Genomic DNA, 26,331 nt, shown 5'->3' on the forward strand with positions numbered 1-26,331 from the left:
CTGTATTTTAATATAAATATTACATCCATTTTAGGACGCCTACATTCTTGCTTGTTCTCATCTAGTAACTATGCAACAAGAATAACCAAAGAAATTGGCCAATGGGAGAGAGCAAAATGGCAGATCGACTGGCCGGTAAAACGGCACTGATCTCGGGTGGCGCGAGCGGACTAGGCGAAGCGCAGGCAATCCTTTACGCCCGCGAAGGCGCATCGGTTTTGGTGGGTGACGTGCAGCAGGAAAAAGGCAACGCTGTCGTGGCCGCGATCAAAAGCGAAGGCGGGCAAGCCGCATTTATCTCCCTTGATGTGACCGACGCCGAAAGCTGGGACGCAGCTGTAGCTCACGCCGTTGCGCGTTTTGGGAAGTTGACGACGCTCGTTAACAATGCCGGTATCTTCCATCCTGGCGGAATTGTCGATGAAACCAAGCAGGGCTGGGACCGCATGATTGCGATTAACCAGACAGGCGTGTTTTTGGGTATGAAAGCAGCAACAGGGGCGTTGCTTTCATCGGGCAACAGTTCAATAGTCAATATCAGTTCGCTCTTCGGCCTGATCGGCAGCCCCGCTGCCATCTCATATCACGCCTCAAAGGCAGCGGTACGCGTGATGGGCAAAGCCGCAGCGCTGGAATTCGCAAGGCAGGGTATTCGTGTTAACACAATTTTCCCAGGCCAGATCATGACCCCGATCCTCGGCGACATCACTCCTGAACAGAACGAAGCTATTAAGGCATCTATACCGATGGGTACCGTCGGTGATCCGATGGATGTCGCCTACGCCAGCCTTTATCTTGCTTCTGACGAAGCAAAATATGTGTCTGGCGCGGAACTATGGGTCGATGGTGCATGGTACGCCGGGAAATGAGTATGGCTTGGCAACAGCAAAGCAAGGAGACTATTTACTGATGGCATGGGATTTTTCAACCGAGCCCGAATTTGAACAGCAGCTGGAATGGATGCGTGGGTTTGTTGCCGAGGAGATAGAACCACTGGATCTGGTTTTTCGCGATCCTGGGGCGCACGTTGACCCACGGGCGCGGGCCGCGCGTATCATGGCACCGCTTAAGGAGGAGGTCAAAAAACGCGGCCTTTGGGCATGCCATCTTGGCCCCGAACTCGGCGGAAGAGGCCTTGGTCAACTGAAGCTTGGACTGATGAACGAAATCCTGGGCCGCAGCCGGTTTGCGCCTACCGTTTTTGGCACCCAAGCGCCTGACACAGGTAATGCTGAGATACTCGCGCGTTTTGGCACTCCCGATCAGAAGGCTAAATATCTCCAGCCGCTGCTCGATGGTGAGATTGTTTCATGCTATTCGATGACCGAGCCGCAGGCTGGGGCTGATCCCGGTGAGTTCACCTGCAAGGCGCATCTAGATGCAGGCGAATGGGTAATCGAGGGCGAGAAATGGTATGCGAGCCACGCTTGCATTGCTGAATTCCTTATTGTCATGGTGATCACTGACCCTAATGTTCCGGTGCATGAGGGATCGACGATGTTAATCGTCCCGCATGATACTCCGGGACTCGAAATCATAAGAAATACTGCAGTTGGTCCAAAGGATGAGATTGGCAGTGGGGTCCACGGCTATCTTCGTTTTACTAACTGCCGAGTGCCTGAGGCGAGTCACCTTGGTCCAATCGGCAGCGGTTTTAAGGTAGCTCAGTCGCGCCTCGGCGGCGGTCGTATCCATCACGCAATGCGGACTGTCGGAATGCTGAATAAAGCTATGGAATATATGACGGAGCGAGTCGTCAGTCGTACCACCAAGGGCGAACGTCTGGCCGACAAGCAGATGGTCCAGGAGAAAATCGCCGACAGCTACACACAGATCCTGCAATTTCGGCTACATGTCCTCTATGCCGCCTGGCTGCTCGACCGGGATCAGGCCTATACGCGTCCAGTGAGACGCGAAATCAGCGCAATCAAAGCCGCGATGCCCGGCGTACTCAAAGACGTCGTATATCGCGCGCTGCATCTCCACGGTTCGCTCGGCATGTCGAACGAAACCCCGCTGATGGATATGTGGCAATATGTGCCGGAAATGGGAATTGTCGATGGACCGACCGAGGTCCACAAAATCGGCGTAGCGAAGGACATATTGAGAGATGTTCAGCCGTTCGCCGGGCCTTTCCCGAGCTATCACGTGCCAGCCCGTCTCGCCGCCGCCCGCGAGAAATTCGCCGCATACCTTGACTGATGCGCGATACATCAAGGAATTTGATATGAAAGAGATCTCTAGCATCGAACAACGCTTAGATCGTGTTGAGAGCCGGTTCGCGATGCACGATCTGGTTAGCGATTATTGCCACGGCTTCGACAAGCGAGACTGGGAACGCTTCAGTGCGATATGGTGGCCTGATGCAATCTGGGACATCGGCCCGCCCTTTGGCAGTTTTGAAGGCGTTGAAGGCATTGCGCATGTCACCAAAGATATTTTGTGGGAAGCTTGGCTTGCATCCAGTCACTTCACCACCAACCTCGTCATTTCCTTTGAAGAAGATGACCGCGCGACCGGCCTGTGTGACGTTGACTGCATTGGCACTACGTCCGATGGTCAGGCGCAAACCGTCAGTGCGACATATTTCGATACATTCGAAAGAAAAGAAGGTGTCTGGAAGATCGCGCACCGCAAGGTGAAGATGCACCACTTCAATCCGCTTCCCGGCGTCACACTGTCGCCGCCTGCTTAGGAGCTTTTATGGCGTATTTTGAAACTGATAGTGGCGGCCGCGTTTACTTCGAGCACCACCGTGCGCCCGGAATGCCGGTCGTGCTGATTCACGGCTGGGGCATGTCTGGAGATTATTGGGCTTCGGCAGTGGAGGCGCTCCTAGCTGAGGGCCACAGCGCCATAGTTATTGATCACCGCGGCTGCGGTCGTTCCGACAGGGATTTTACCGACATGTCGATCGCTGCGATCGCCGGTGATGTTGCTGCGATCATCGAGCGCTGCGATTTACAGCGCGTTGTGTTAAATGGGTGGTCCTTGGGCGGCGCCGTGGCTGTTGCAACTGCCGCATTGCTCGGTAACCGTGTGGCAGGACTCATCCTGACCTGCGGGGCATCGCCACGCTATGTACAGGGCGACGGGTTTCCTCACGGCGGCATGCCTGAGGACGTTCTCGCGATTGCGGGCGCCATTACCGCCGACCGCCCCGGCTTTTTCCGAGCGCTGGCTGAAGGCGCATCGGGTGAAGGCGCAAGCGAGGCAATGATCGGCTGGGTCGAGCGGGGGTTCTTGGCAACTGCGCCGCGCGCGAGCGAAACACTTGCCGGTCTTGCAACGCTCGACCAGCGTGAACTGCTGGCATCCTTTACTTTCCCCGTCCTGTCGATTGGCGGCGCAAGAGATACAATCGCTGACCCTGCGATTGCAGGCTATGCTGCAAACTGCGCTGCGAATGGCACGCTGCTAACAATGGACACCGGACATTCCCCCCAGCTCGAGAGCCCCTCTGCCTATAATGAGGCATTGCTGGCATTTTTAAGGAATTTAGCCTGATGTCTACTGCACCACTTGACGATTTAGCCGCCTTGCTCGCTCCGCTGCATGCACCATTCGAGTGTAAGTCGCTGAAAGCCCCTAACCGTTTCTGCATGGCCCCAATGTCCCGCTATTTTGCTCCCGGGGGCGTACTTGGAGACGACGGGGCAGAATATTATCGCCGCCGTGCCGCTGCTGGGATCGGTACGATCATCACCGAGGGGACAGGAGTGGCTATTGACCACGCCGTTGCCGCAGATTCAGTGCCGCTATTTGATGGCGACGAACCGCTAGCCGGATGGAAGGGAGCAGTTGATGCCGTCCACGCAGAAGGTGGGATGTTTGTCCCGCAATTGTGGCACGTCGGCGGCTGTATAGATTTTAACTTCCCTGATTCACCTCACGCTCCGCTGGTAAGTCCGTCGGGCTTCGCCGGGCCGGACGTCGAGGGTGGGCGCGCCATGACCCAGCAGGATATTGATAATACTGTCGCCGCCTTTGCAAAATCTGCCCGCTTTGCAAAGGAGATGGGGTGTGACGCAATCGAATTGCACGGGGCCCATGGGTATATCTTTGATCAGTTCTTTTGGGACCGGACCAACCTACGTAACGATCGCTATGGCGGGGTCGACATTGCGGACCGCGCGACATTCGCGGCCGAGGTCGTGGCCGCCTGCCGGGCAGCAGTAGGGGACGATTTTGCTATTATCCTGCGGGTCTCGCAATGGAAAACCTATGACTATGATGTAAAACTGGCGGCCAACCCAGACGAGCTGCACCGCTGGCTCGACCCGCTGGCCCGCGCCGGGGTGGATATTTTCCATGCTTCTCAGCGCCGCTTCTGGGAACCAGAGTTTGAGGGTGATCAAAAAAATCTTGGTGGTTGGATTAAGGAAGTTACGGGCAAGCCGGTAATCACAGTAGGATCGATCGGCATGGACCGGGATTTGATGCAGGATTTTGTCGAAGGTGTTTCATCTCCGATGCTGGGTCGATTGGAAGATCTTGTGGCGATGTTCGAGCGTGATGAGTTTGATCTCGTTGCACTGGGTCGGGTTCTTCTTGCGGATCCTAACTGGCTAGAAAAGGTGGAGCAGCGACGCATTGACGAACTAACCCCCTATAATCGCGATATAGCGCTTAAGCATTACGAGCATTCATAATCCGATATTCGAAGTTCCGCGGGGACGACGACACGAAGGCGCCAGTGTTAACTATCGTCAGTGGGCAATGGCGCTCGGAGCACTAATCATCCGGAATGCCGTTTTGCTAAAGGAAGAAACAAATACGAGTCAAATCGATCATTTCATCAGCGGCGGAATAGGCGCCAGTTCAGTGCGTTTTGGCGATGTTATGGACCCCAACAATGGAGGCATTCAGGCGCGTGTGGCACCGGAAGCGCGTTAGGTCAGGACTGCGCACACCACCATTTTCTTAATTTCATTCCGCCGAACTAGGCGGGACTCCGAACCAGCGTTTGTAGGCTCGGGAAAAAGCGCTTAGGTCGCTGTAGCCGAGCAATAACGCTATTTCGCTAAGCGATCGGCTGTCTTCCATGAAATATAATCTGCATAAGTCCTGACGAACGCGATCAAGGAGTTCCCGGAACGGAAGGCCTTGGCTTACCAAATTGCGCCGCAAAGTTCGCTCGGTCATTCCAAAAGACTTGGCCATCCGGTCCAGTTTCGGAGGGGATTTGTCCATTTCACTAGATAAATAAAAATAGCTATAAGCGAGATCAGGCTTGCCTTGCGCCATCCATTTCGCCGGTTGTTCGAAACGTACCGATGCCGCATTAAAAAGTTCCGGATTTGCCAACGCGGATGGCCTAAACACCTGACGCGCCGCGATTTCAAGACGTGTTTCCGGTTTGGAGAATTCCACCGGACAGCCGAAAACAGCCTCATATTTCGAAATATGGAACCGAGCTTTGTGTTGAAAATGGACCGCGCGCAAACTCGGCGCTTCTCCCAATATCTGACGCGAAAGACGGGTGTAAGTTGCAACGGAAAATTCGATAAGCGGCGCATATGGGTTGATAAAATCAGGGTGACATTCCCACAACAGAAATGGCGGCTTTCCCGTCGGTTCAAAAATAGTCCGGAACATCGACTGGCGTAACATCTGAATGCGGACATTGGCCTCGATTACCGATGCAAGGTTCGCCTCTAATCGGGTAGCATATCCAAAGTCGGAAAAATTCTGCATCGACGCTCGCTCGCCAATACGCAAGCTGATTGCCGGGTCCTTGAAATACTGCTCCAGCATTTTGAAAAAGCGCAAGGCCAAAGGGGCGGCGAGCCGATTGAGGGGGTTTCGCAAATGCGCTTCGTCCAGGCCGACCGCAGCCAGCATGACCCGCCTGTCGCCACCCTCCGCTTCGGCAGCACGCAAAATCCGGACAAGCAAATTGGCAGCAATTGTATCGGGAACGATAACTGCGCCATTTTGCGAAAAACTGTTGACCCACCTGTAGATCCCATTGCTCCTGTATGACGTAAGGGAAAGCTTCAACACGCCGGGAAGGCGATGGCAAGCGGGAATTTCCAGCGGGTTGCGGCGTCCAAAATCTGGCGCTAAGCCGTGCGAATGAACCTTGCATCTATACTTGCCCAATTTGAACCGGGCGCAGCAACACATAGCATTGCGATACCGCCGACATGGCATCAGGGGCGGACGTCTTATGGCGGGTTAAGTTCGGTTTTGGCGTATCAGGCGGCCAAACTCACGAGTGAGGATTTGCCCCCGTTGCAATCCGCGCAAATCGCGTTTGTCGGACCGCTTGCCAATCAGGTTGAAGTCACCGCGAAAGTTTTGCGGCGGGGCAAAAATACCGCATTCGTCAAATCGGAAATCGTTGGATCAGACGGCGTTGGCCTGTCGTGTACATTCATCTTCATGAACCGGCGGCACAGTCATCTGGATTATGAAGGGTTGCCAAGGCCCAAGCTCCCGCTGGTTCCAACGCCCGATACGGCACGCAGCGGTCCGCCAGAATTTTTCACAGGCAATATGCAATATCCGGACAAGCGGTTGGAATTGGGAATGGCAACAAACCGCCTGGCCAGTTGGCACCGTTTTACCGAGCATGACGGCCTCGACCATATTGCCGAGTTGATTTGCATCGGCGATGCCTTGCCGCCATCGGCGATGGGCTTGATGACCGAAAAAGGCATGGTGAGTTCAATGAACTGGCAAATTAACATGCTGACCGATGCGCCCGCAACCAAGGATGGCTGGTGGTACTTGACCAGCGAAACGCACCATGCCGCCAACGGCGCAAGCAGCCAGTATATGACGACATATAACAGCGAGGGAGTGCCGGTTTTAACCGGAATGCAGTCCGTCGCGATTTTCGTTTAGATCTTGGATGATTGGCATTCGGCTTCACCGATATAATCCCGGGTAATCGGCAGGCTGCGGCGATTGCGGATATATTGGATCTGGTAATTGCACATCCCGCCCCATTCGAACGCAGCGGTTGCTCCGGCCAGATAGAATATCCACATTCGGTAAAATCGTTCCCCATATTGAGTGATGATATCGTCGCGGTTCGCACGCACGCGAGCATACCATTCGCGCAACGTCATTGCATAATGCAGGCGCAAATTTTCAATATCGCTGTGGATCAGCTTCACTTTTTCGCTCGCGGCAAGGGTTTCGGACAGCGCGGGGATATAGCCGCCCGGAAAGATATATTTGCGGGTGAACGCATCCGTGCTGCCGGGTTTGCCTAACCGCCCAATCGTATGCAGCAACATCACGCCGTCATCTTTCAAAAGATTAGCACAAGCGCGAAAAAAGGTGTCGAATTGCGGCACGCCGACATGTTCGAACATTCCAACCGAGACGATCCGGTCAAAATAGCCCGGCGCCCTTTTTGCCAGCACACGGTAATCAAGAAGTTCGAAATGTACCTTGTCAGAAACACCGGCCGCCTCTGCGCGTTCGCGTGCAAGTTTCAGCTGTTCCTCGCTTAAGGTTATCCCCAAAACTTCGACATCGGCCACGCGGTTAAGATAAAGCGCCATTCCGCCCCAACCGCAGCCAATGTCGAGTATTTTTTGCCCCGGTTCCAAAGCCAATTTTGCAGCGATATGCGCCTTTTTTGCCATTTGTGCCTGGTCAAGCGTAGCATCAGCTTCGGACCAATAGGCACAGCTATATTGCATGTCTTCATCAAGCCACATTTGGTAAAAATCGTTTGAAACATCATAATGATGCGCCACATTTGATTTTGAATTGGCCAGCGAATTGAGCTGCGTCAACGGACTCAAGATTTGTCCCAATAATTTCCGCAGCGGTTTGGGATCGCCAATCTCGCCGCCATTTTCCCAAGGATTGTTGCGCCGGATGAGTTCAACAAAGCCCATGATGTCGTCATCATCAACGCTCACACCGCCGTCCATATAGGATTCGCCCATGCCCAGCCGGGGGTTCAATAAAATCCGGCGTACCGCAGAGGATGATTGCAGGCGCAAGGTAACATCCGGCCAGCCCGCGACACGTTCACCATAATGACTGGTTTCGCCGTCATGGGATATGATCGTCAAACGGCCATATCTTATTTTACCCCGCAAAATGCGGTCCAGAATCGACATCCAGCAACTCCCCGTAGTTTAGTTGCCCATTATTTCGACTGTTCTGTTACAGTTGTTACAACGAAATGGTGAGTATCTGTTAAATATATTTGCGATGACCGATCAACCCAAAGCCGCCTGCTTTTCCTCAGCTAACCGGTCGAGTTCAGCGCGGCTTTTTTTCTCGCTTGAAGATTTCAGCTGTCCACAGGCGGCCATGATGTCACGACCCCGAGGCGTGCGGATGGGCGCACTGATGCCTGCCTCGAATATAATGTTTGAAAAGCGCTTGATGCGTTCAGGGTCAGAACATTCGTAAATCGCCCCGGGCCAAGGGTTGAACGGGATCAGGTTAACCTTGGCAGGCAGTTTATATTGCCGGATAAGGTTAACCAGTTCACGCGCATCTTCATCGCTGTCATTCTTGTCTTTCAGCATCACATATTCAAATGTAATCCGCCGCGCGTTGCTTACGCCGGGATACTCGGCACAGGCACGAAGCAATTCATCAATGCCGTATTTGCGGTTGATCGGTACGATCTCGTCCCGGATTTCCTTTGTCACCGCGTGGAGCGATACCGCAAGGTTGACGTTAATCTCCTCACCTGCACGCGCCATCATCGGCACAACGCCACTGGTCGAAAGCGTAATCCGGCGCCTGGACAGGCCAAGGCCATCGCCATGCATGACGATCTTCATCGCGTCGCGAACATTGTCGAAATTATAGAGCGGTTCGCCCATCCCCATCAGCACGATATTGGTCAGCATCCGTCCGTCGGCGGAATAATGGCCTACATCGTCATCGTCTTCATCGTCGTCTGCAATCGATGCCATATTCCCCTTGGGCCATTCACCCAGCGCATCACGCGCCAACATAACCTGCCCGACAATTTCGCCCGGCGTCAGATTGCGGACCAGACGCATGGTTCCCGTGTGACAAAAACGGCAGTTCAGCGTGCATCCGATCTGGCTCGAAATACACAAGGTTCCCCGATCGGCATCGGGAATGAACACCATTTCATAATCCTGCGCGTCATCGGTTCGCAAAAGCCATTTGCGCGTTCCGTCCGTTGACACTTGCGCCTCGACTACCTCCGGGCGACCGATGACAAAGCGGTCCGTGAGCCAGGGCCGCATCGTTTTGGCAATGTCCGTCATCACCTCGAACGATGTCACGCCTCGATGGTATATCCAGTGGAACACCTGCTTTGACCTCAGCTTGGCTGCTTTTTCATCCAACTGGGATTCTTCGAACAATTGCCGGATCTGCAAATGGCTCAACCCCATCAGATCAATACGCCCATCGCCTCGCGGGGTGATGGCTCGGGGAGTTACAACAGGATCAATATGGCCGGGGATTTGCATTATAAGCGGGCCTATAGAAGCTTCACATCCAAAATGCCAGAATGCTATTTCGATACACAGCCCAAAGCTGCGGCGTCGACCGCGCTGGGGGCGCCTCGCACGGAATAAGTATCTACGATTGAGCGGCCATCGCGACCTATGCTCTCGATACTCAAAGACGTTGCCGAACGCATCGCGGCAATGATTGCAAGGTCCATCCGGCGATCGGTTGCCCAGCCGCTGTCACCATTGGCTTTCAACCTGAATCTGCGGCCTCCTGCGCTTAATATAATACCGCTATTTGTTGATCTTTCCCGCGATAATCGGGCGTAGACCTGATGCTTCACACCCCGTTTTGGCCAGAAACCGACCGACAGATAAGCTTTTTGGGTCGCCTTGCCCACCATGTCTTCAGGTGAAGTTATGGCATAGCAGCGCAGCGTGTCGGCATCACGAAATGCTACCCAACCATGATAAACGCCCAACCGCTCTTTGGCTATCAACGGCGCGGCCAACACCGCGGCACATAGCAGCCAACGGCCGATTTTCACGCACGCTCCCCTGCGCCTTCGCCATTCACAACCAGTTCTTCGACCCCGTCACGGATCATCACCATGCTGCCTTGCGCCAGGCTGCTTGCGATGGGGGCATCAAAGCCGGCGAGCAACGGATGCCCCAGCATTAGGCCGCGCAACACCCGCGCGGTCATCCCGTGGCAGATGACAAGCATATCCTGTTCGAAACGTTGCTCGCCAATCCAGTCTGCCAGACGCGCCGCGACATCATCATACCATTCTCCGCCTTGCGGCCGGACAGAAAACAGCTTGTGCTCCATATCGACAATAGGACCGATTTCGGCGGCGATGTCGGCATAAGTGCGGCTCGACCAAGTGCCTACATCGATTTCCAGCAAGCGGTCATCGCGCGATGTCAGGTGCCAATCGGCATCGATTTCTTCGGCAATCAGAGCCAATGTCTGCAAGGCACGTCCAGCGCTTGACGACCAAAGTTGCGGCCTGGGTTCGTCGCCCAGATAATTGGCCAACGCCCGTCCCATAATGCGCGCTTGCACGCAGCCGTCCCATGTCAGCGGCGTGTGCAATTCCGCTTGTCCCTGCATACGTGCGATCTTGTTGAACACCGTTTCACCGTGGCGCGCGATGAACAGTCGTTTTCCCTGGGTTGAAATCATAATCGCGCTTATTCCACAGCTTATTGCACATGGCAAAAGCTATCGACTTGCCCTTGTGGACAAAGCGGTTAAGGAAGATTCGCCGGAAGACTAACGATTTTTGGCGGATGTACGGGCAAAAAGCCCGATTAGGGGATTTGAAATGAGAGCCACGATAGAACGCGCGACCCTGCTGAAAAGCCTGAGCCACGTCCAATCGGTTGTCGAACGACGCAACACTATCCCCATCTTGTCCAACGTCCTCATCGAAGCCAGCGACAATGGCCAGATTAAGCTGACGGCGACGGACCTTGATTTGCAGATTGTCGAAACATTCGCAGCCGACGTGGAAACCCCCGGCGCGACGACCGTTTCAGCGCACACCTTGTTCGAAATCGCCCGCAAATTGCCGGACGGCAGCCAGGTGCAACTGCAAGCCGCAGATGGCCGCATGGCCGTCAATGCCGGTCGCGCACGCTTCAGTCTTGCAACCCTGCCTCGCGACGATTTCCCGATGATTGCCGAAGGCGAATTGCCGACATCGTTCGAAATTCCGGCGAGTTCGCTGATCCAGATTATCGACAAAACGCGGTTCGCAATTTCAACCGAAGAAACACGTTACTATCTCAACGGTATTTTCCTGCACGTCACCGAAGACGCAGAACCGGTGTTGAAAGCAGCGGCGACCGACGGCCACCGCCTCGCCCGCGTCACTTTGCCCCGTCCCGCCGGTGCAGAAGGAATGCCGGATATTATCGTCCCGCGCAAATGCGTCGCCGAGGTCCGTAAACTGCTTGACGAGGCCGGCGACAATTCGGTGCAAGTCGACTTGTCGGCCTCGAAAATCCGCTTCACTTTTGACACTGTCATCCTGACTTCGAAGCTGATTGACGGCACATTCCCGGATTACAGCCGCGTCATACCGACCGCCAATGACAAGCTGCTGAAAATTGATCCCAAAGCATTCAGCCAAGGCGTTGACCGCGTCGCAACAATCGCGACAGAAAAAACCCGCGCCGTCAAAATGGCATTGGATAAAGACAAGATCACCCTGTCAGTGACGTCGCCCGAAAATGGAACTGCGGCCGAAGAAGTATCCGGCCAATATAGCAGCGACGGTTTCGAAATCGGTTTCAACGCACGATATCTGATGGATATTTTGAACGAAATAAAAAGCGACGTCGTGGAACTCCACCTCGCGGACGCCAGCGCACCAACGCTGATCCGTGAGAATGACAAGTCGGCAGCGCTATATGTTTTGATGCCAATGCGGGTTTGATCACTTCAAACCCGCTCATTCATTCGAAATTTATCTCACTCCGCCGCCTCTGATATCGCGACATTTTGTGGCCCGCGTACCACCGTCCCGGGTAACGCGCCGGTCATTACGCCATCTTTAAACGTCACAACGCCTGACTTGATTGTGGCCGCATAGCCTGTGGCTTTTTGCAACAAACGCTTGCCACCAGCGGGCAAGTCGAACGCCAGCCAGGGTTTTTGCAGCCGCAGATTGTCGAAGTCGATCACATTGATATCGGCGAGATAGCCGGGTTTCAAAACGCCACGGTCATTCAACCCATATAGCCGAGCCGTGTCATGGCATTGCCGCTTAACGGCGAGCTCCAGCGGTATCGTCCCCGCCTTGCGGTCGCGCGCCCAATAGCTCAAAAGGAAAGTTGGTGCCGCAGCATCGCAGATCGTTCCGCAATGGGCCCCGCCGTCTGACAGAGAAGCAAGCGTATCTTCGGATTCCAGCAGTTCTTTCGTAAAGTCCAGATTGCCGTCCATGTAGTTCAGGATTGGCAGATAAATCATGCCGTTGCCGTCATCCTGCATCAGCTGGTCATACGCATATTCAGCGGCTTCCATTCCTGCTGCGCTGGCAAAACCGAACACGCTTTCTTCGCGGGTCGGTTCATAACTGAAATTATCCACCAGCGGAAACTGCATGGCCCATGCGGCTGTAACGAGCATGAAGAAGGGTGCCATGTCAGGCGACGGTGGCGGGATATTGTCCTCGGCCAGGATCTGCGCCTTGAAAGCAGGATCGGACAACTTCGTCTTTTGTTCATCCCATGACAGGTTCTTGATTGTTTCCCAGCTTGGCTTTCGCATGAAGGGATGCACCGTGCCGCGCCAGTTCATGATGACGCCGATACCGCGCAGGCCAATAGCCGCGACGATCTTTGCGCCATTGTCATTGGCCGCCCGCATCGCCGCCATCTGGTCTTTCCAGTGCATCTGCTTGATCGGCGACTGCAACATGGAAAATACGATGGGTTGCCCGGTTTCATCGGACAGTCGCCGCATCCAGCCAAATTCATCCCATTCCGGCAACAGGTCGGAAGTCAGTTCGAAAACACCGTGCCCTGCCCGTGCCATCGCCCGGCCCAGCGCAACCAGTTCGGCTTCCGTCGCCGTTGTCCCGGGTACCAGTTCGCCATCGACGGACTTGTGCAAAATCGTTCGCGAGGTCGAGACGCCAAGTGCACCTGCGCGCACGCCTTCTTCCACCAACCGCGCCATTTCGGTGATATCGGCCTCGGTAGGTTCCTCGTTATCCGCGCCGCGTTCGCCCATAACATAAGCGCGCAACGCGCCGTGCGGGACATGCGTGCCTATGTCTATCGTGCGGGGCAGACGCTCCAACGCGTCAAGATAGTCGGGGAAGCTTTCCCAATCCCATTTCATGCCTTCGGCCAGCGCCGTTCCCGGAATATCCTCGACCCCCTCCATCAATCCAATAAGCCATTCATGCTTTTCCTTGCGCGCTGGCGCAAAGCCGACGCCGCAATTGCCCATGACCGCCGTTGTCACCCCGTGCCAGCTTGAAGGTGCCATCTCGCTGTCCCAGGTGGCCTGTCCGTCATAATGGGTGTGGATATCGACGAAGCCGGGTGCGACAATCTTGCCATTGGCATCAATTTCTTCGCGGCCCTGTGTGCTGATATGGCCAATGGCGGTTATAACCCCGCCGTCAACTGCGATATCGGCCAGAAAGCGTGGCGCGCCCGTGCCGTCAACAACCGTTCCACCGCGAATGACCAGATCATGCATGCCGACTCTCCTTTATCTCCGGCGGCAGCGTAACAGATTTAATTGTGCAGTTAAAGACAGCGCCGAACAACCCGGTTGTGACCGAAAATACTGCAGATCCTATTCTGCAGGCTGCACATCCCGACCTTTGCGCAAGCGGTTTCCTGCGAGCGCCCGCAATGTACCGAAAAAGCGAGGGACAAGTGCATTGCGGTCCATCCAGTCGGCATATTCGGCATAGTCAGGGTCTGCCATCAGGTGCTTTTCTTCGGTTTTGGCACGCCAGACATAGATGCCGCTGACCAGTGCCAGAATGGCAGTGTTGCGGATCATGTCGGCGGTGCTTCCGGTGGTGACCAGAAACGGCATTGTCGCCAGCCACCAATAGGCATTCTTGCTCAGATAAGCCGGATGTTTGGAAAATGCGTAAGGACCATGGGTCAATATTCCGCGGTGTGTAAGGTTTGAAAAACGCAGTCCGAATGCCACGGTCGCCCAGGCATATATGCCGGTCAGTAGCACCAGAATCCCGCCCCAGATCCACAACAGCAATGTCTGCCCTTCAAACCAAAAGGCCCAGTCGCCGGTGCCAATATGGTAGTCAAGCGGCCCGCCATTGTTCATCAAGATAAAGGGCGGATAGCACATTAACGCAGCGACCCATCCGGCCAGATAGGGATTAGCGGACCGGATATGGGCATCCAGCGGCTTCATCGTCAGCATATAGCCAACCGTCGCAAACTGCACATCGACAAGGAACATGGCGGTAATCAACGCATTGGCCAGCCAGACGGGGTTTGTTGCAACGACGGCAAAGTCCATATTGACGATGTCGCGAAATCCGCCCGGTACGATGGAGATCATGAAAGCAAGGAAAAACCCCTTCACCGCCCAAGCACGCAAATGGTGGAATATTTCATCTTTGTCCCAGTCATTGCGGCCCGCAATCCACGCCCCCAGATGCCATGCGCCGTCGCGCTGGTTAACCAGATAGCGGTCGAGCCAAACCACATAAGGCACAGAGATGAGGACTAGCGGAATGGCCGATGCCTGAAACATCTCCATCGAAAAAAGATAATTGCCATCCCAATAGAAGCGGCACAAACCATAAATCGCGGCAATGGCACCCCAGGTCGCCCATAGTCCCGCAATTTTGACGATGCTGACATCGAGAACATCGGCCACGGGTCGCCTTAAGGACCAATCCAGCCCCGTGGACGGCCGCCGATGTACCTTGTCCACAAAGAGCGACCAAAGCACCATGGGTAAACCGCAAAAGACCAGCGCAACCAGAGCCGAATAGCCGCCATCGGCGCGCTCTGGCCAACCGGCAAAACCGAGATTTTCCATAATCGCACCGAAGTTTCGGGCGATACATACCGCCAAGGCCAACCCCGCAAGCCCGCATAGACCGACGGCATTGCTGACGGCGGAAACGGGTTTAGGATCAGGAGTTGCGTCGCGTGTTTTCACGCGCGCATCCTACTGCGAATAGGTTAAAAAAGCGGTGACGGTTAGGCCGAAGCCTCACGCTTCGTTCGCCGGTACAACCACCATAGCATGAAGATAAACAAGGCTGAACCGCCCCACATAGCGAACGGTTCAAAGCCTTCCCCGACGACAGCCAAGGGTGCGTCGCTGCCGCTGCCCGCTACGATTCCTGCAAATGCAACCCCGAACAGGCTTTCCCCCACTATAAGGCCGGTTGCCGCCAGAATGCCCATGCGTTTCGCGGCTTCCGTGTCTTTACGGGTATCGGCCCATTTGTCGTAATAATGCCCTAGCACGGTGCCCACAATGATCAGGAACGTAAGCGCCATGGGAAGATAAACGCCCATTCCCACGCCAAGCGGCGGCAAGCGACGTTTGCCCGCTTTGCCTAACAATTCATCGACAATAACGACAGCGACCCCGATTAAAGCGCCTAGGCCAAGAAGCGGCCAATCCAGGTCGCCGCCCAATACACCCTTGGCCAATGCTGAAATGAGCAACGCTTGCGGTGCCGCCAACGCTGTTTCGCCAGCACCCGCGGTTCCGGCAAAACCGAACGCGTTGTTGAGCAAGTCGAGAACAGGCGGAATTGCGAGGCTGCCAAAAAGGACACCGATGACCAGCGCGATCTGTTGCCGCCATGGCGTTGCGCCCACAATCTGACCGGTTTTCAGATCCTGCAGATTATCGTTCGAAATCGTGGCAATGCCAAAGATAATGGCTGTTGCAAACAGGGCATAGGCGATCATCGCGCTGGTTTCTTCTGCGGTCTCGCCCCGCCCAAAAAAGCCAAGCAGCATCAAGGATGCCCCGACTACAGCCAATATGCCGACGCCTGAAATCGGGCTATTCGATGCGCCAATCAGGCCGGCCATATAGCCACATACCGATGCGATAACGACACCGGCCAATAATATATAAAATATGGTCAATCCGATAATCGGCCCTGCCATTCCGGCAATCGGCGTGCTTTCCAGAAATTGCCAAAGCAGAAATGCAATCGGAACAAGGGTTGCGGCGATGATGGCGCCGACCAGCTTTATGGGAATATCCCTTTCGGTCAGCGGTAATGCATCGCCTGCCGACCGTGCTGCGGAGGCCGCCATTGCGCCTTTAAGACCCTGTATGATTGGGCCGATTATCTTGAGCAACGTCCATATCGCAGCCACGCCGATCGTGCCCGCACCAATGAAGCGGGCTTTTTCCCTGAAAACGGTACCCGCGATTTCAGCGGCATCCGCGCCGGTCACGCCCTGACTGAAATAGGGAACTAGTCCGATCCAGCTAATGGCCATTCCCAACAGCATCGCCAGCCCGACCGAAAGGCCGACAAGATGCCCGACGCCGACAAGGGCGAGGCTAAGCGATGTCGAAGCACCGGTAGCGCCGGCGCCAATTTTGAAAAAATGCGCGATTTCAGCCGCCACCAATTTCATGGCGATCAACAGTGAAAGCCCTGCGGAAAGCAGCGCACTGACAACGATGGTGGTCAATCCGCGCTGGTTCTCTTTCGAACCCGACCCTTCTGCAGATCCGACAATCAACACTTCGGCAGCGGCCTTTCCTTCCGGATAAGGTAGGTCTGATCCGGTCACCAATGCCCGTCGTAATGGCACCGAAAACATGACCCCTAAAATGCCGCCAGTGGCGCACACTGCGGCCGTGGTCAGAAAAGGAAATCCCTGCCAATATCCCAATATCACAAGCCCCGGCAGCACAAAGATGATCGCCGAGAGCGTCCCCGCCGCACTGGCGATGGTTTGCACGATGTTGTTTTCCAGGATGGTCCCGCCCGGTAGCATCCGCAAAATGGCCATAGAAATAACCGCCGCCGGAATTGACGTCGCGAAAGTCAGCCCCGCTTTCAGCCCTAGATACACATTGGCTGCTGTGAAAAGCAGCGTAATCAGGCCACCCAATATTACCGACCGGAGCGTCAACTCGCGCATAGAAAATCTCCCTTATGCGCCCTAGTGCATCAGGGAGGGTATATGTTCAAGCTCCTGCAGCCTTGGCTGGCATGAAACTGCTTTTGCAAAGTAACGCAGCGGAGATGATCGGCATCACTATTGCAACCGGCGAAATTTCCATGAACGTGACGGCAAAACGGCTCAGGGGGTTGGCGTACAATGCCTTGAACCCCTCCATCTCCTTGCCCAGCGCCGCCACTTCGGACGCCGATTTGCCGCTTTTCTGGGCCTGTTCAAGGGCGATGCGGGTATATTCGTCCATGAAGGTATAATTGGTGGAGTACAGATACGCTTCCCATGCCGCGACATACAAACAGGATGCAATGGCAGCGATACCGAAGCCGACCCCAAGTGCTTTCCAGAAGCGTATGACACCGCCAAGCTCAATGTCACGATACCGCTTTACGCCGATGAACACGAAGCTCAGTGCGATGATCATCGAGGAAAACCCTGCGACCATACCGCCGGTGCCACCCTCGGGAAACAAGGTCATGGCGACGCGCATTAATGCCGCAACGGTGACGCCCGCGATGACGCCGTAAACCAAGATTATCCTGCCCATTTCCATTCTCCCTCAACATTGTGAATGGCGGATAAGCTAAGCCAGGACAATCGGGCAAAGATATCGCCCAAATGGGTGATTTGGCGGCTATCGCCAATTTATACGGCCCGGCTCCTAGGGCAATATATCAAGTTCGCGTGCCCGGCTGATCGCTTGTATGCGACTTGCGACTTCCAGCTTTTCAAAAAGCCTCGCGACATGCGTTTTGACGGTATTGGGCGATATGGCGAGTTTCCGGGCAATGACCTTGTTGGCATGGCCCGCAGACAGCATTTCCAGTACTTCGATTTCTCGCATACTGATCCCGAGTGACATTATTGCAGCGTCGTTCCGCACAAAAGCCTGGCGTGGCTTTGCAGTGAGGCGGTTGCCAATCCAGATTCCTAGCGCAACAAATATAATCGCGACGGCGGTGATGTAAAATTCGGTCGACCAATGCTTTACGTCATGCTTGAAATCCAGCCATTCCAGCAGGAAAGCCAACGCAGCCAGCGCAGCGCCGTAGATCAGGATCAGCCTCCACATATCGGTAAATAAACCACGCGTTGATGAGTGACGCAAGCGGTGCGTTTCCATCGGTGCCTGATGCGCCTTGCGTCTTGCTACTGTATGATATAGCTAACACAGCGAAGCAGAGGAAAATAGGTATATGGTTTTTGATCCGGCGGTAGAAACCGCGCGTTATATTGATAGTTTGGGCAGCGAAGCATTGCAGAAGGCCGCGAGCTATACCGCCGCGACACATTGGCTGTTGCTTGGCGGTCTGCTTGTAACCGCTTTGGTGACATGGATCATCGTGCGGACGGGATTGCTTGATCGCCTTTCTGCCAGACTGGCAAATCGCGGATGGGCCCTGCGAACATGGCTCATATGCGTCGCTTTTTTCCTGATTTCTGCAGTGCTCAGCCTTCCCTGGGGCATTTACGAAGAGTGGGGCTTTGAAAGGTCGTATGGACGCACCAGCCAGCCGCTTTCCGATTTTCTGACGCAGGATGTGATCGGTATATTGCTGTCCAGTATTTTGGGCGGTCTGTTTTTTCTGGGCGTTTATGCACTTATTCGCAGGGCCGGAAAAAGCTGGTGGCTCTGGTCGGGCGGCCTGACGGCATTTGCCGCTGCGGCGACGATTTTGCTTTCACCTGTTCTGATAGAGCCAATATTCAATGACTATAAGCCGGTGCCTGAAGGCCCGGTGCGGACGGCACTTCTCAAAATGGCGGACGAGGCCGCCATACCGCATGACAGGGTGTTGATGTTCGATGGCTCACGTCAGTCAAATAATTTTACCGCCAATGTTTCGGGTGTATTCGGGTCGGCGCGCATTGCGATCTCCGATGTCGCGCTGAAACAGGCATCTCTTGATGAAGTAAAAGCCGTTACCGGCCATGAAATTGGCCATTATGTGCTCGGTCATGTCTGGCGCATCGTATTCCTGTTCGCTGTGATCGCGATGCTTGGGTTTTTCCTTGCCGACCGCTTATTTGGTCGTGTGGCGGCGCTTTTTGGCAGCAAGGCCACGATAGCTGATCCGGAGGGTCTGCCCATTCTCCTGCTGATCGTTTCGGTGCTGGGGGTTCTGGCTCAACCCGTGCTAAACAGCGTCACGCGCGTAGGGGAAAGCGAAGCAGATGCCTATTCGCTGCGCACCGTTAATTTGCCAGATGCGCTGGCCGGCGCATTGGTCAAGACCGCCGAATATCGCTATCCGCGGCCCTCGGCTTTCGAGGAAATCGCTTTCTATTCGCATCCATCTGTCGAACGACGTGTGCGCCGAGCGATGGACTGGAAAGCCGCACAGCAGCAAAAAACAGTAGCGCGTTAAGCTGCTGCCTTTTTCTCCTGCCGGAATTTGTGCAGCAACGGTTCGGTGTAACCGTTGGGTTGCTTCACACCTTCAAAAATAAGCGCGCGAGCGGCCTTGAACGCGATGCTTTCGGGGGTGAGCCTTTCATAAAGCGGGTCGCTCGCATTTTGCGCGTCGACTTTGGCAGCCATTTTGGCGAGTGCTGCATCGACCTGTGCTTCGGTTGCAATGCCGTGAAGCAACCAGTTGGCAATATGTTGTGAGCTGATCCGCAATGTGGCGCGATCTTCCATCAGGCCGATGTCGTGAATATCTGGGACCTTGGAGCATCCGACGCCCTGATCGATCCAGCGGACCACATAGCCCAATATACCCTGCGCGTTGTTTTCCAGTTCTTGCGTTACCTCTTCGTCGGACCAGTTGTGGCCGACGGGAGCGACCGGAATAGTCAGCAATGGGTCAAGGCCGGGCGTCGGCTCCTTCGCCAGTTCCGCCTGCCGTGCGAACACGTCAAATTGATGATAGTGAATGGCATGCAGCGTTGCTGCTGTCGGAGACGGGACCCATGCGGTGTTTGCACCAGATTTGGGATGGCCGATTTTCTGCGCCATCATATCCTTCATCATATCAGGCGCGGCCCACATTCCTTTGCCGATCTGAGCCTTCCCGGAAAGCCCGCACGCCAGCCCGATCTGAACATTGCGCGCTTCGTAGGCCTGTATCCAGCTTGAAGCCTTCATCTCGGCCTTGCGGATCATGGGACCTGCATGCATCGCAGTGTGCATTTCGTCGCCAGTGCGGTCGAGGAAGCCGGTGTTGATGAACACGATGCGGTCCTTGACGGCATGGATACAGGCGGCGAGATTGGCGCTCGTGCGGCGTTCTTCATCCATCACGCCCACCTTTATCGTGTGGCGCGGAAGGCCAAGCATATCTTCGACGGCATCAAACAGCGCGTTGGTAAATGCAGCCTCTTCAGGGCCATGCATTTTGGGTTTCACAATGTAGATACTGCCCGTGCGGCTGTTGCTGAGGGTACCTAGACCTTTCAGGTCGTGCAGAGCACAAAGCGAAGTGAACAGCGCGTCCAATATGCCTTCGGGTGCCTCGCTACCGTCAGAAAGAAGGACGGATGGATTGGTCATCAGATGTCCGACATTGCGGACGAACATCAAGCTGCGCCCCGGCAATTTCATTCCGTCATACTGACGGTCCGAGTCAAGTGCGCGGGACATGGTCTTGCCGCCTTTGTCAAACGACGCAACCAAATCGCCGCGCATCAAGCCGAGCCAGTTGGTGTAAGCGGCGACTTTGTCCACGGCATCAACCGCGGCCACCGAGTCTTCCAGATCGATGATCGTCGTCAGCGCAGCTTCAAGGACAACATCGGCAATATGCAAATCGTCGGTCGCGCCAATCGGGTGCGACGGATCGACCACTATCTCGATATGCAGTCCATTTTGCTTGAACACATATCGGCTGACATCGCCCGAAACGGCCTTGGCAACAAAATGCGGAGCACCGCCGCCTGTCAACACCGCTTCCCAGCCGGGTAGCGTTTCATTGAGGAATTTGCGGGCGTAAGCAATGACCGCGGCACCGCGCGCCGAATCATATCCGCCAACTTTGGCAGCCGGGGCATCCAGAACATCGGTGCCGTAAAGCGCATCATACAGGCTACCCCATCGGGCATTGGCGGCGTTCAATACGAAACGGTCATTCAGCGAAGGAACGACCAGTTGCGGTCCTGCCATCGTGGCAATTTCCGCATCCACATTTTGCGTTCCAACCCCAAAGGCGGCAGGCTCATCGACAAGATACCCAATCTCACGCAGGAAATTTATATACTCCGCCATATTGCTAATCGGACCAGGATTTGCGGTGTGCCATGCATCAAGTTTCGCTTGAATAAGATCACGCTTCGCCAGCAACGCACGATTTTGCGGAACGAAATTTTGGAGAATATTGGCCAGCCCCTGCCACAGGTGGTCTACGGCGATGCCAGTTCCGGCGAGCGCGCGTGTTTCGACAAACAAGGCGAGTTCCTCTGCGATTTGCAGATTCGAACGGGTAACATATTGCTTCATGACTGGCTCCAATATCAATGTCGGCGCCCGGGGAGATTTTATTATTTGTGCCGCACTAGCGCGAGTTTGTGCGGTGCAAAAGCATAATTTACCTGTTATGCGGTTTCCTATGAAATTGAACAAGCATTTGGTGGACAAACCCTGGGGTAGAACTGACATCCCCGCAGAATTCGGCAATATGGGAGGGCGTCAGATTGGCGAAATCTGGTACGAAGGTGGACCGTCTGAACATCTACCGATATTGGTGAAATGGCTATTCACCAGTGAAAAGCTATCTATTCAAGTGCACCCCGATGACACACAGGCGCAGCAGCGCGGAATGATTTCCGGTAAAGAGGAATGCTGGTTCATTGTTGATGCCGAACCGGATGCGGTGCTCGGCATGGGAACGACCCGGCCGCTAAACAGCGATGAACTGCGCGCAGCATCTGTGTCTGGCGAAATCGAAATGTTGATGGACTGGAAACCGGTAAAGCCCGGCGACTATTTCTATATTCCGGCGGGAACCGTGCATGCAATTGGCGCAGGAATAACGCTGGTCGAGATCCAGCAAAATGCCGACATCACCTATCGACTCTATGATTATGGCCGTCCGCGCCCGTTGCACCTTGATGACGGGGTAGAGGTTTCACTTGCCGCGCCATATACCGACCAAAGATCGGGTAATGTTGAAAGCGGCTTGTGCATTTCCGACAGCCCCTTTTTCCAGATGCGTCATGTAACTGATATTAAACATGTTTCAGATATTCCACCCGGCCAGCGCTTATGGATAGTTCCCTTAAAAGGTGAAGTGGGTTGCAAAGGTGATAGCGCCGGCATCGGCGACTGTTTATTGCTGGAATCCGGCAATTTGATTGAATTTGCCAATGGCACCGAATGCCTAATCGCATGGTAATTTGACGCATTTTTCTCGCTAAATTTTGTTGAAACTCCGCTCGTATCGATTATCACCGCGCAAATCGTAAATCGCGATTGATGCAACGAGGTCTGGAGCCAAATTTGCAAATGGAAAACAGAGTTATCATTGCTTACGCACTATGTGCGATTATGGTGTTGGTTCTGGCTGTGGTTGTCGCACGCTACGTGGCCAGCCGTCGGCAGTTCAAGATCAGACAGTCAGGCCGTGGCAAAAATCTATCAAATATAGAAAATCAGCCTGCAGAATAAAATAACATGGCTTGGGGTCAGTATCTATATCACTTTCGCGGCAATAATTGGTCCTGCGCCCGGTCGTTGTACCAATATCGCGGTTTTCAGGCCCTTATTGGGTGCACTAGACAAGGTATAACCCTGAACAGCACCTTTCCATTCGCCAAGCTTCGTCAATGACCGCACGATATTTTTATGAGGCAAATTGCGGCCTGTGTTTTCACCTGAACGGATGGCTACATTCTGGGTCCGCGGATCATAACGGACCATCCATATGTTGGCCGCGCCGTTCCCTTTTCCAATCATAACCTTGTCGCCAGTAATATCGATTGAAGGCCCACCCGACAGACCTTTGGCCGAAGCTATGCTTTTGGCCAATTCACCGCTTTTAATGCCGGTAATAGCGGTCTTGCCGTTGATAACAATTTGCGGTGTATAAACATTGGGGTTGCCGAGTGCATGGGCGTAATCATATTGCCGCTGGGTGTAAGCTTTATCTCCGAAAATATCTTTCCAGCCCAGCCGATCCCAATATGTCACTGCAAAGCTCAACGCAATTACGCCGGGTTGGTCGGCAGCGGCGTTGACCGCAACATTGGCGGGCGGGCAGGATGAACAGCCTTGGCTTTGATACAGCTCTATAACGACGGGACTTTTTACGCTCGCTGACGCTACCGGCGCCTTGGCATCGGCTTCAGCGATGATTTCGGGGGATTGCTGGCATGCCGAAAGTGCTGCGAACATGGCTATCAGTGTGGCGGAAAAATAAGTGTTCATGATATGCGTCCTGAAATTGGTGCGGGCGGGGAAAAAGGGAGGTCAAACCCCGTCCGCTCATCATGGTTCGCCAATATCCACGCGAAGGTTACGGCCTAATCAGGATATTTTTGCGCCATCCAAGCGAGGGAGCGCACACAAATTTCTTCCAGAACTTTTTCATCAACATCGCTTAAACGCTTTACGTAAAGGCAGGATTTTCCAGTTTTGAACTTTCCAAGCTTCTCCAGCAGCGCTCCGTGTCCGTCGAAACCGTCGACAAGATAAAGCACCGTCTTGCCCTTGCGTGGCGAGAATCCGATCCGACACATATCGCCTTCGCGGCCGCTGTCATATTTGTAATGATAACTGCTAAAGCCGATGATGCTCGGTCCCCACATTTTTGGTGGGTGACCCGAAACCCGCGCCATCATGTCAGCGATTTTTATTGCATCCAAACGTTGCTGTTCATCGGCCACGACCGTGATAAAGTCGTCGACAGAAACTTCACTTACCTTCGTCTTGTTTTCAGACTTTACCATATATCTTGCCTCCTGACCCTTTAGCTTATCGCCTTGCAGGTGACTGTCCACCCTGTTAGGCGCGCGGGCGCTACCCAATTGCCAAATGGAATCACTGATGAAAGATAATATCAAAAAAGTCGTACTTGCCTATTCTGGCGGCCTCGACACCAGTGTTATTTTGAAATGGTTGCAGGTGGAATATGGTTGCGAAGTCGTAACCTTTACCGCCGACCTTGGGCAAGGCGAGGAACTGGAACCGGCGCGGGCCAAGGCGGTGCTGATGGGTGTTCCGGACCACCACATCTATATTGATGACTTAAAAGAAGAATTTGTTCGCGACTTCGTGTTTCCGATGATGCGAGCCAATGCCCGTTATGAAGGCGACTATCTGTTGGGTACGTCAATTGCGCGGCCTTTGATATCAAAGCGCCTAATTGAAATAGCGGCGGAAACCGGGGCCGATGCGATCGCCCATGGCGCGACCGGCAAAGGCAATGACCAGGTGCGGTTCGAACTGTCCGCCTATGCGCTGAACCCCGACATTAAAGTCATCGCCCCGTGGCGCGAATGGGATCTGACCAGCCGCACCCGCCTGATCGAATGGGCCGAACAACATCAGATACCGGTACCCAAGGATAAACGGGGGGAAAGCCCTTTCTCCACCGACGCAAATTTGTTGCACACCTCTAGCGAGGGCAAGGTCCTTGAGGACCCGTGGGATGAAACCCCTGACTATGTCTATTCGCGCACGGTCAACCCCGAGGATGCGCCCGATACGCCGGAATATATCACCGTCGATTTTGAAAAAGGTGACGGTATTGCCTTGAATGGGGAAGCGATGTCGCCAGCCACTTTATTGGCGGCATTAAACGATCTGGGCCGAAAGCACGGTATCGGCCGGCTTGATCTGGTCGAAAACCGCTTCGTCGGCATGAAATCACGCGGCATGTACGAAACGCCAGGCGGCGAAATCTACGCCCGCGCGCATCGCGGGATTGAAAGCATCACACTGGATCGCGGCGCGGCGCATCTAAAAGATGAACTTATGCCCAAATACGCCGAGCTGATTTATAACGGTTTCTGGTTTTCACCCGAGCGCGAGATGCTGCAGGCCGCGATAGACCACAGCCAGATTCAGGTTTCCGGAACGGTAAGGCTCAAGCTTTACAAGGGCTTGGCAAGCGTAGTTGGAAGGAAATCTCCCGACAGCCTGTACAGCGAAAAAGTTGTAACGTTCGAAGACGATGCCGGTGCCTATGATCAAAAGGATGCAGCGGGCTTTATCAAACTGAACGCACTGCGGTTGCGGCTGTTGGCGCAGCGCAAGAAATAGTTAAATGAAATAGGTCCCTTTTCGTTAGGGATGGTCGCTATTGCGCGTCGATGAACCGTTCCGCATCGAGTGCTGCCATGCAGCCGGTTCCGGCGCTTGTCACCGCCTGACGATAGATGTGGTCCATCACATCGCCACAAGCAAATACGCCGGGCACGCTGGTTTCGGTTGCTTGGCCCTCGGCACCGCCGCGGACCTTGATATAGCCGCCCGCCATATCGAGATGCCCTTCGAATATGCCGGTGTTGGGTTTGTGGCCAATGGCGATGAACACGCCGTGCAGTTCGATATCTTCGGTACCGCTGCCATCGGTGGCGGCGATTCGCATTCCCGTGACGCCCGTCGGATCGCCAAGCACTTCATCGAGTGTATGGTTCCATTTGATCGACAATTTACCCTCCGCCTCACGCGCGAAGAGACGGTCTTGCAGAATTTTTTCGGCCTTCAATTTGTCGCGCCGGTGGACGAGTGTCACATGGCTGGCGATGTTGGCGAGGTAGAGCGCTTCTTCAACGGCAGTATTTCCACCGCCGATCACGGCCACCGGCTTGTTGCGATAGAAAAAGCCATCGCAAGTGGCGCAGGCCGACACGCCCTTGCCCATGAAGGCAGTCTCGCTCGGAAGCCCGAGATATTGCGCACTCGCGCCTGTTGCGATGATAACCGCGTCGGCCGTGTAATCGCCGGCCCCGCCGGTCAACGTGAATGGCCGCTTTGAAAAATCAACTTTTTCGATATGGTCGTTTTCTATCCGTGTCCCGAAACGCTCGGCATGTTTCCGCATCCGTTCCATCAGTTCGGGGCCCATGACACCCGCATCATCCCCCGGCCAGTTGTCGACTTCGGTTGTCGTCATCAATTGTCCGCCGATTTCCACGCCAGTTACAATCATCGGCGTCAGATTGGCGCGCGCAGCGTAAACAGCGGCGGTATAGCCTGCAGGGCCGGAGCCGATGATGATGACTGGGGCGTGACGATTTTCGGTCATGGATGCGCTTTCTGATTCTGTTGGAGGGGGACATAAGCGCCACAACC

Annotated in this window: 24 protein-coding genes; 10 read left to right on the top strand and 14 right to left on the bottom strand. The window is 54.5% G+C overall.

The window, feature by feature from the left end; translation table 11 throughout:
• Positions 1–116: 116 nt before the first annotated feature.
• Genes ACEW72_RS05050 through ACEW72_RS05070 form a run of 5 tightly spaced genes read left to right on the top strand, consistent with a single transcriptional unit; the run spans position 117 to position 4,652 of the window.
• Complete coding sequence (locus ACEW72_RS05050) at positions 117–869, top strand: SDR family NAD(P)-dependent oxidoreductase (RefSeq protein ID WP_373475283.1); 753 nt, start codon at positions 117–119, stop codon at positions 867–869.
• 40 nt (positions 870–909) lie between these two features.
• Positions 910–2,202, top strand: coding sequence for an acyl-CoA dehydrogenase family protein (locus ACEW72_RS05055; RefSeq protein WP_373475284.1), 1,293 nt, complete (start codon positions 910–912; stop codon positions 2,200–2,202).
• Between the two features lie 25 nt (positions 2,203–2,227).
• Positions 2,228–2,695, top strand: coding sequence for a nuclear transport factor 2 family protein (locus tag ACEW72_RS05060; protein WP_373475285.1), 468 nt, complete (start codon positions 2,228–2,230; stop codon positions 2,693–2,695).
• 8 nt (positions 2,696–2,703) lie between these two features.
• Entirely contained in the window at positions 2,704–3,507 is an 804-nt protein-coding gene (locus ACEW72_RS05065; RefSeq protein ID WP_373475286.1) for an alpha/beta fold hydrolase, read from the top strand.
• Positions 3,507–4,652 carry an NADH:flavin oxidoreductase gene (locus ACEW72_RS05070; RefSeq protein WP_373475287.1) on the top strand — a complete coding sequence of 382 codons (1,146 nt, stop codon included), beginning with the start codon at positions 3,507–3,509 and terminating at the stop codon, positions 4,650–4,652. Before ACEW72_RS05065 ends, ACEW72_RS05070 begins: the two co-directional genes overlap by 1 nt.
• Positions 4,653–4,929: 277 nt before the next feature.
• Here ACEW72_RS05070 and ACEW72_RS05075 read toward each other — a convergent pair whose 3' ends face one another.
• Entirely contained in the window at positions 4,930–6,006 is a 1,077-nt protein-coding gene (locus ACEW72_RS05075; protein WP_373475288.1) for an AraC family transcriptional regulator ligand-binding domain-containing protein, read from the bottom strand.
• Between the two features lie 72 nt (positions 6,007–6,078).
• Here ACEW72_RS05075 and ACEW72_RS05080 point away from each other — a divergent pair, with 72 nt between their 5' ends.
• The gene (locus ACEW72_RS05080; RefSeq protein ID WP_373475289.1) at positions 6,079–6,852 is read left to right on the top strand and encodes a thioesterase family protein; all 774 of its coding nucleotides are present in this window, start codon (positions 6,079–6,081) and stop codon (positions 6,850–6,852) included.
• Here the strand turns inward: ACEW72_RS05080 and ACEW72_RS05085 are convergent.
• The 4 genes from ACEW72_RS05085 to ACEW72_RS05100 form a co-directional block, all read right to left on the bottom strand.
• Complete coding sequence (locus ACEW72_RS05085) at positions 6,849–8,090, bottom strand: class I SAM-dependent methyltransferase (protein WP_373475290.1); 1,242 nt, start codon at positions 8,088–8,090, stop codon at positions 6,849–6,851. The genes ACEW72_RS05080 and ACEW72_RS05085 overlap by 4 nt on opposite strands.
• A gap of 102 nt (positions 8,091–8,192) precedes the next feature.
• Positions 8,193–9,434 (bottom strand): 23S rRNA (adenine(2503)-C(2))-methyltransferase RlmN, encoded by a 1,242-nt coding sequence (gene rlmN, locus ACEW72_RS05090; RefSeq protein WP_373475291.1) that lies wholly within the window; start codon positions 9,432–9,434, stop codon positions 8,193–8,195.
• A gap of 44 nt (positions 9,435–9,478) precedes the next feature.
• Positions 9,479–9,964 (bottom strand): hypothetical protein, encoded by a 486-nt coding sequence (locus ACEW72_RS05095; RefSeq protein WP_373475292.1) that lies wholly within the window; start codon positions 9,962–9,964, stop codon positions 9,479–9,481.
• Entirely contained in the window at positions 9,961–10,605 is a 645-nt protein-coding gene (locus ACEW72_RS05100) for a histidine phosphatase family protein (RefSeq protein ID WP_373475293.1), read from the bottom strand. The genes ACEW72_RS05095 and ACEW72_RS05100 overlap by 4 nt, the downstream gene beginning before the upstream one ends.
• Before the next feature lie 142 nt (positions 10,606–10,747).
• On the opposite strand from ACEW72_RS05100, the gene dnaN reads away from it, so the two are divergent.
• Entirely contained in the window at positions 10,748–11,863 is a 1,116-nt protein-coding gene (gene dnaN / locus ACEW72_RS05105; RefSeq protein ID WP_373475294.1) for a DNA polymerase III subunit beta, read from the top strand.
• Positions 11,864–11,898: 35 nt separating this feature from the next.
• Here dnaN and ACEW72_RS05110 read toward each other — a convergent pair whose 3' ends face one another.
• From ACEW72_RS05110 to ACEW72_RS05130, 5 genes are all read right to left on the bottom strand, one after another.
• Positions 11,899–13,641: an amidohydrolase family protein gene (locus tag ACEW72_RS05110; protein WP_373475295.1), complete on the bottom strand. Its 1,743-nt coding sequence runs from the start codon at positions 13,639–13,641 to the stop codon at positions 11,899–11,901.
• Between the two features lie 99 nt (positions 13,642–13,740).
• On the bottom strand, positions 13,741–15,093 hold the full coding sequence (locus ACEW72_RS05115) for an isoprenylcysteine carboxylmethyltransferase family protein (RefSeq protein WP_373475296.1): 1,353 nt from the start codon (positions 15,091–15,093) through the stop codon (positions 13,741–13,743).
• A gap of 41 nt (positions 15,094–15,134) precedes the next feature.
• Complete coding sequence (locus tag ACEW72_RS05120; protein ID WP_373475297.1) at positions 15,135–17,060, bottom strand: OPT family oligopeptide transporter; 1,926 nt, start codon at positions 17,058–17,060, stop codon at positions 15,135–15,137.
• Positions 17,061–17,106: 46 nt separating this feature from the next.
• Entirely contained in the window at positions 17,107–17,643 is a 537-nt protein-coding gene (locus ACEW72_RS05125) for a DUF4199 domain-containing protein (RefSeq protein ID WP_373475298.1), read from the bottom strand.
• 114 nt (positions 17,644–17,757) lie between these two features.
• Positions 17,758–18,219 carry a response regulator transcription factor gene (locus tag ACEW72_RS05130; RefSeq protein ID WP_373475299.1) on the bottom strand — a complete coding sequence of 154 codons (462 nt, stop codon included), beginning with the start codon at positions 18,217–18,219 and terminating at the stop codon, positions 17,758–17,760.
• A gap of 73 nt (positions 18,220–18,292) precedes the next feature.
• Between ACEW72_RS05130 and ACEW72_RS05135 the strand changes: the two genes are divergently transcribed.
• Complete coding sequence (locus ACEW72_RS05135; RefSeq protein ID WP_373475300.1) at positions 18,293–19,465, top strand: M48 family metallopeptidase; 1,173 nt, start codon at positions 18,293–18,295, stop codon at positions 19,463–19,465.
• On the opposite strand, the gene ACEW72_RS05140 is transcribed toward ACEW72_RS05135, so the two are convergent.
• Positions 19,462–21,534 carry a malate synthase G gene (locus ACEW72_RS05140; protein ID WP_373475301.1) on the bottom strand — a complete coding sequence of 691 codons (2,073 nt, stop codon included), beginning with the start codon at positions 21,532–21,534 and terminating at the stop codon, positions 19,462–19,464. The genes ACEW72_RS05135 and ACEW72_RS05140 overlap by 4 nt on opposite strands.
• 109 nt (positions 21,535–21,643) lie before the next feature.
• Between ACEW72_RS05140 and ACEW72_RS05145 the strand changes: the two genes are divergently transcribed.
• Positions 21,644–22,429 (top strand): class I mannose-6-phosphate isomerase, encoded by a 786-nt coding sequence (locus tag ACEW72_RS05145; RefSeq protein WP_373475302.1) that lies wholly within the window; start codon positions 21,644–21,646, stop codon positions 22,427–22,429.
• Positions 22,430–22,725: 296 nt separating this feature from the next.
• Here the strand turns inward: ACEW72_RS05145 and ACEW72_RS05150 are convergent, their stop codons facing one another.
• Positions 22,726–23,460 carry a DUF1223 domain-containing protein gene (locus ACEW72_RS05150; RefSeq protein WP_373475303.1) on the bottom strand — a complete coding sequence of 245 codons (735 nt, stop codon included), beginning with the start codon at positions 23,458–23,460 and terminating at the stop codon, positions 22,726–22,728.
• A 95-nt stretch (positions 23,461–23,555) separates the two neighbouring features.
• Positions 23,556–23,981 (bottom strand): DUF1801 domain-containing protein, encoded by a 426-nt coding sequence (locus tag ACEW72_RS05155; protein WP_373475304.1) that lies wholly within the window; start codon positions 23,979–23,981, stop codon positions 23,556–23,558.
• Positions 23,982–24,078: 97 nt separating this feature from the next.
• Here ACEW72_RS05155 and ACEW72_RS05160 point away from each other — a divergent pair, with 97 nt between their 5' ends.
• On the top strand, positions 24,079–25,296 hold the full coding sequence (locus ACEW72_RS05160; RefSeq protein ID WP_373475305.1) for an argininosuccinate synthase: 1,218 nt from the start codon (positions 24,079–24,081) through the stop codon (positions 25,294–25,296).
• 37 nt (positions 25,297–25,333) lie between these two features.
• Here ACEW72_RS05160 and trxB read toward each other — a convergent pair whose 3' ends face one another.
• Positions 25,334–26,284 (bottom strand): thioredoxin-disulfide reductase, encoded by a 951-nt coding sequence (gene trxB, locus ACEW72_RS05165; RefSeq protein ID WP_373475306.1) that lies wholly within the window; start codon positions 26,282–26,284, stop codon positions 25,334–25,336.
• Positions 26,285–26,331: the final 47 nt, after the last annotated feature.

It is taken from the genome of Sphingorhabdus sp. (assembly GCF_041737645.1).
GTDB lineage: Bacteria > Pseudomonadota > Alphaproteobacteria > Sphingomonadales > Sphingomonadaceae > Sphingorhabdus_B.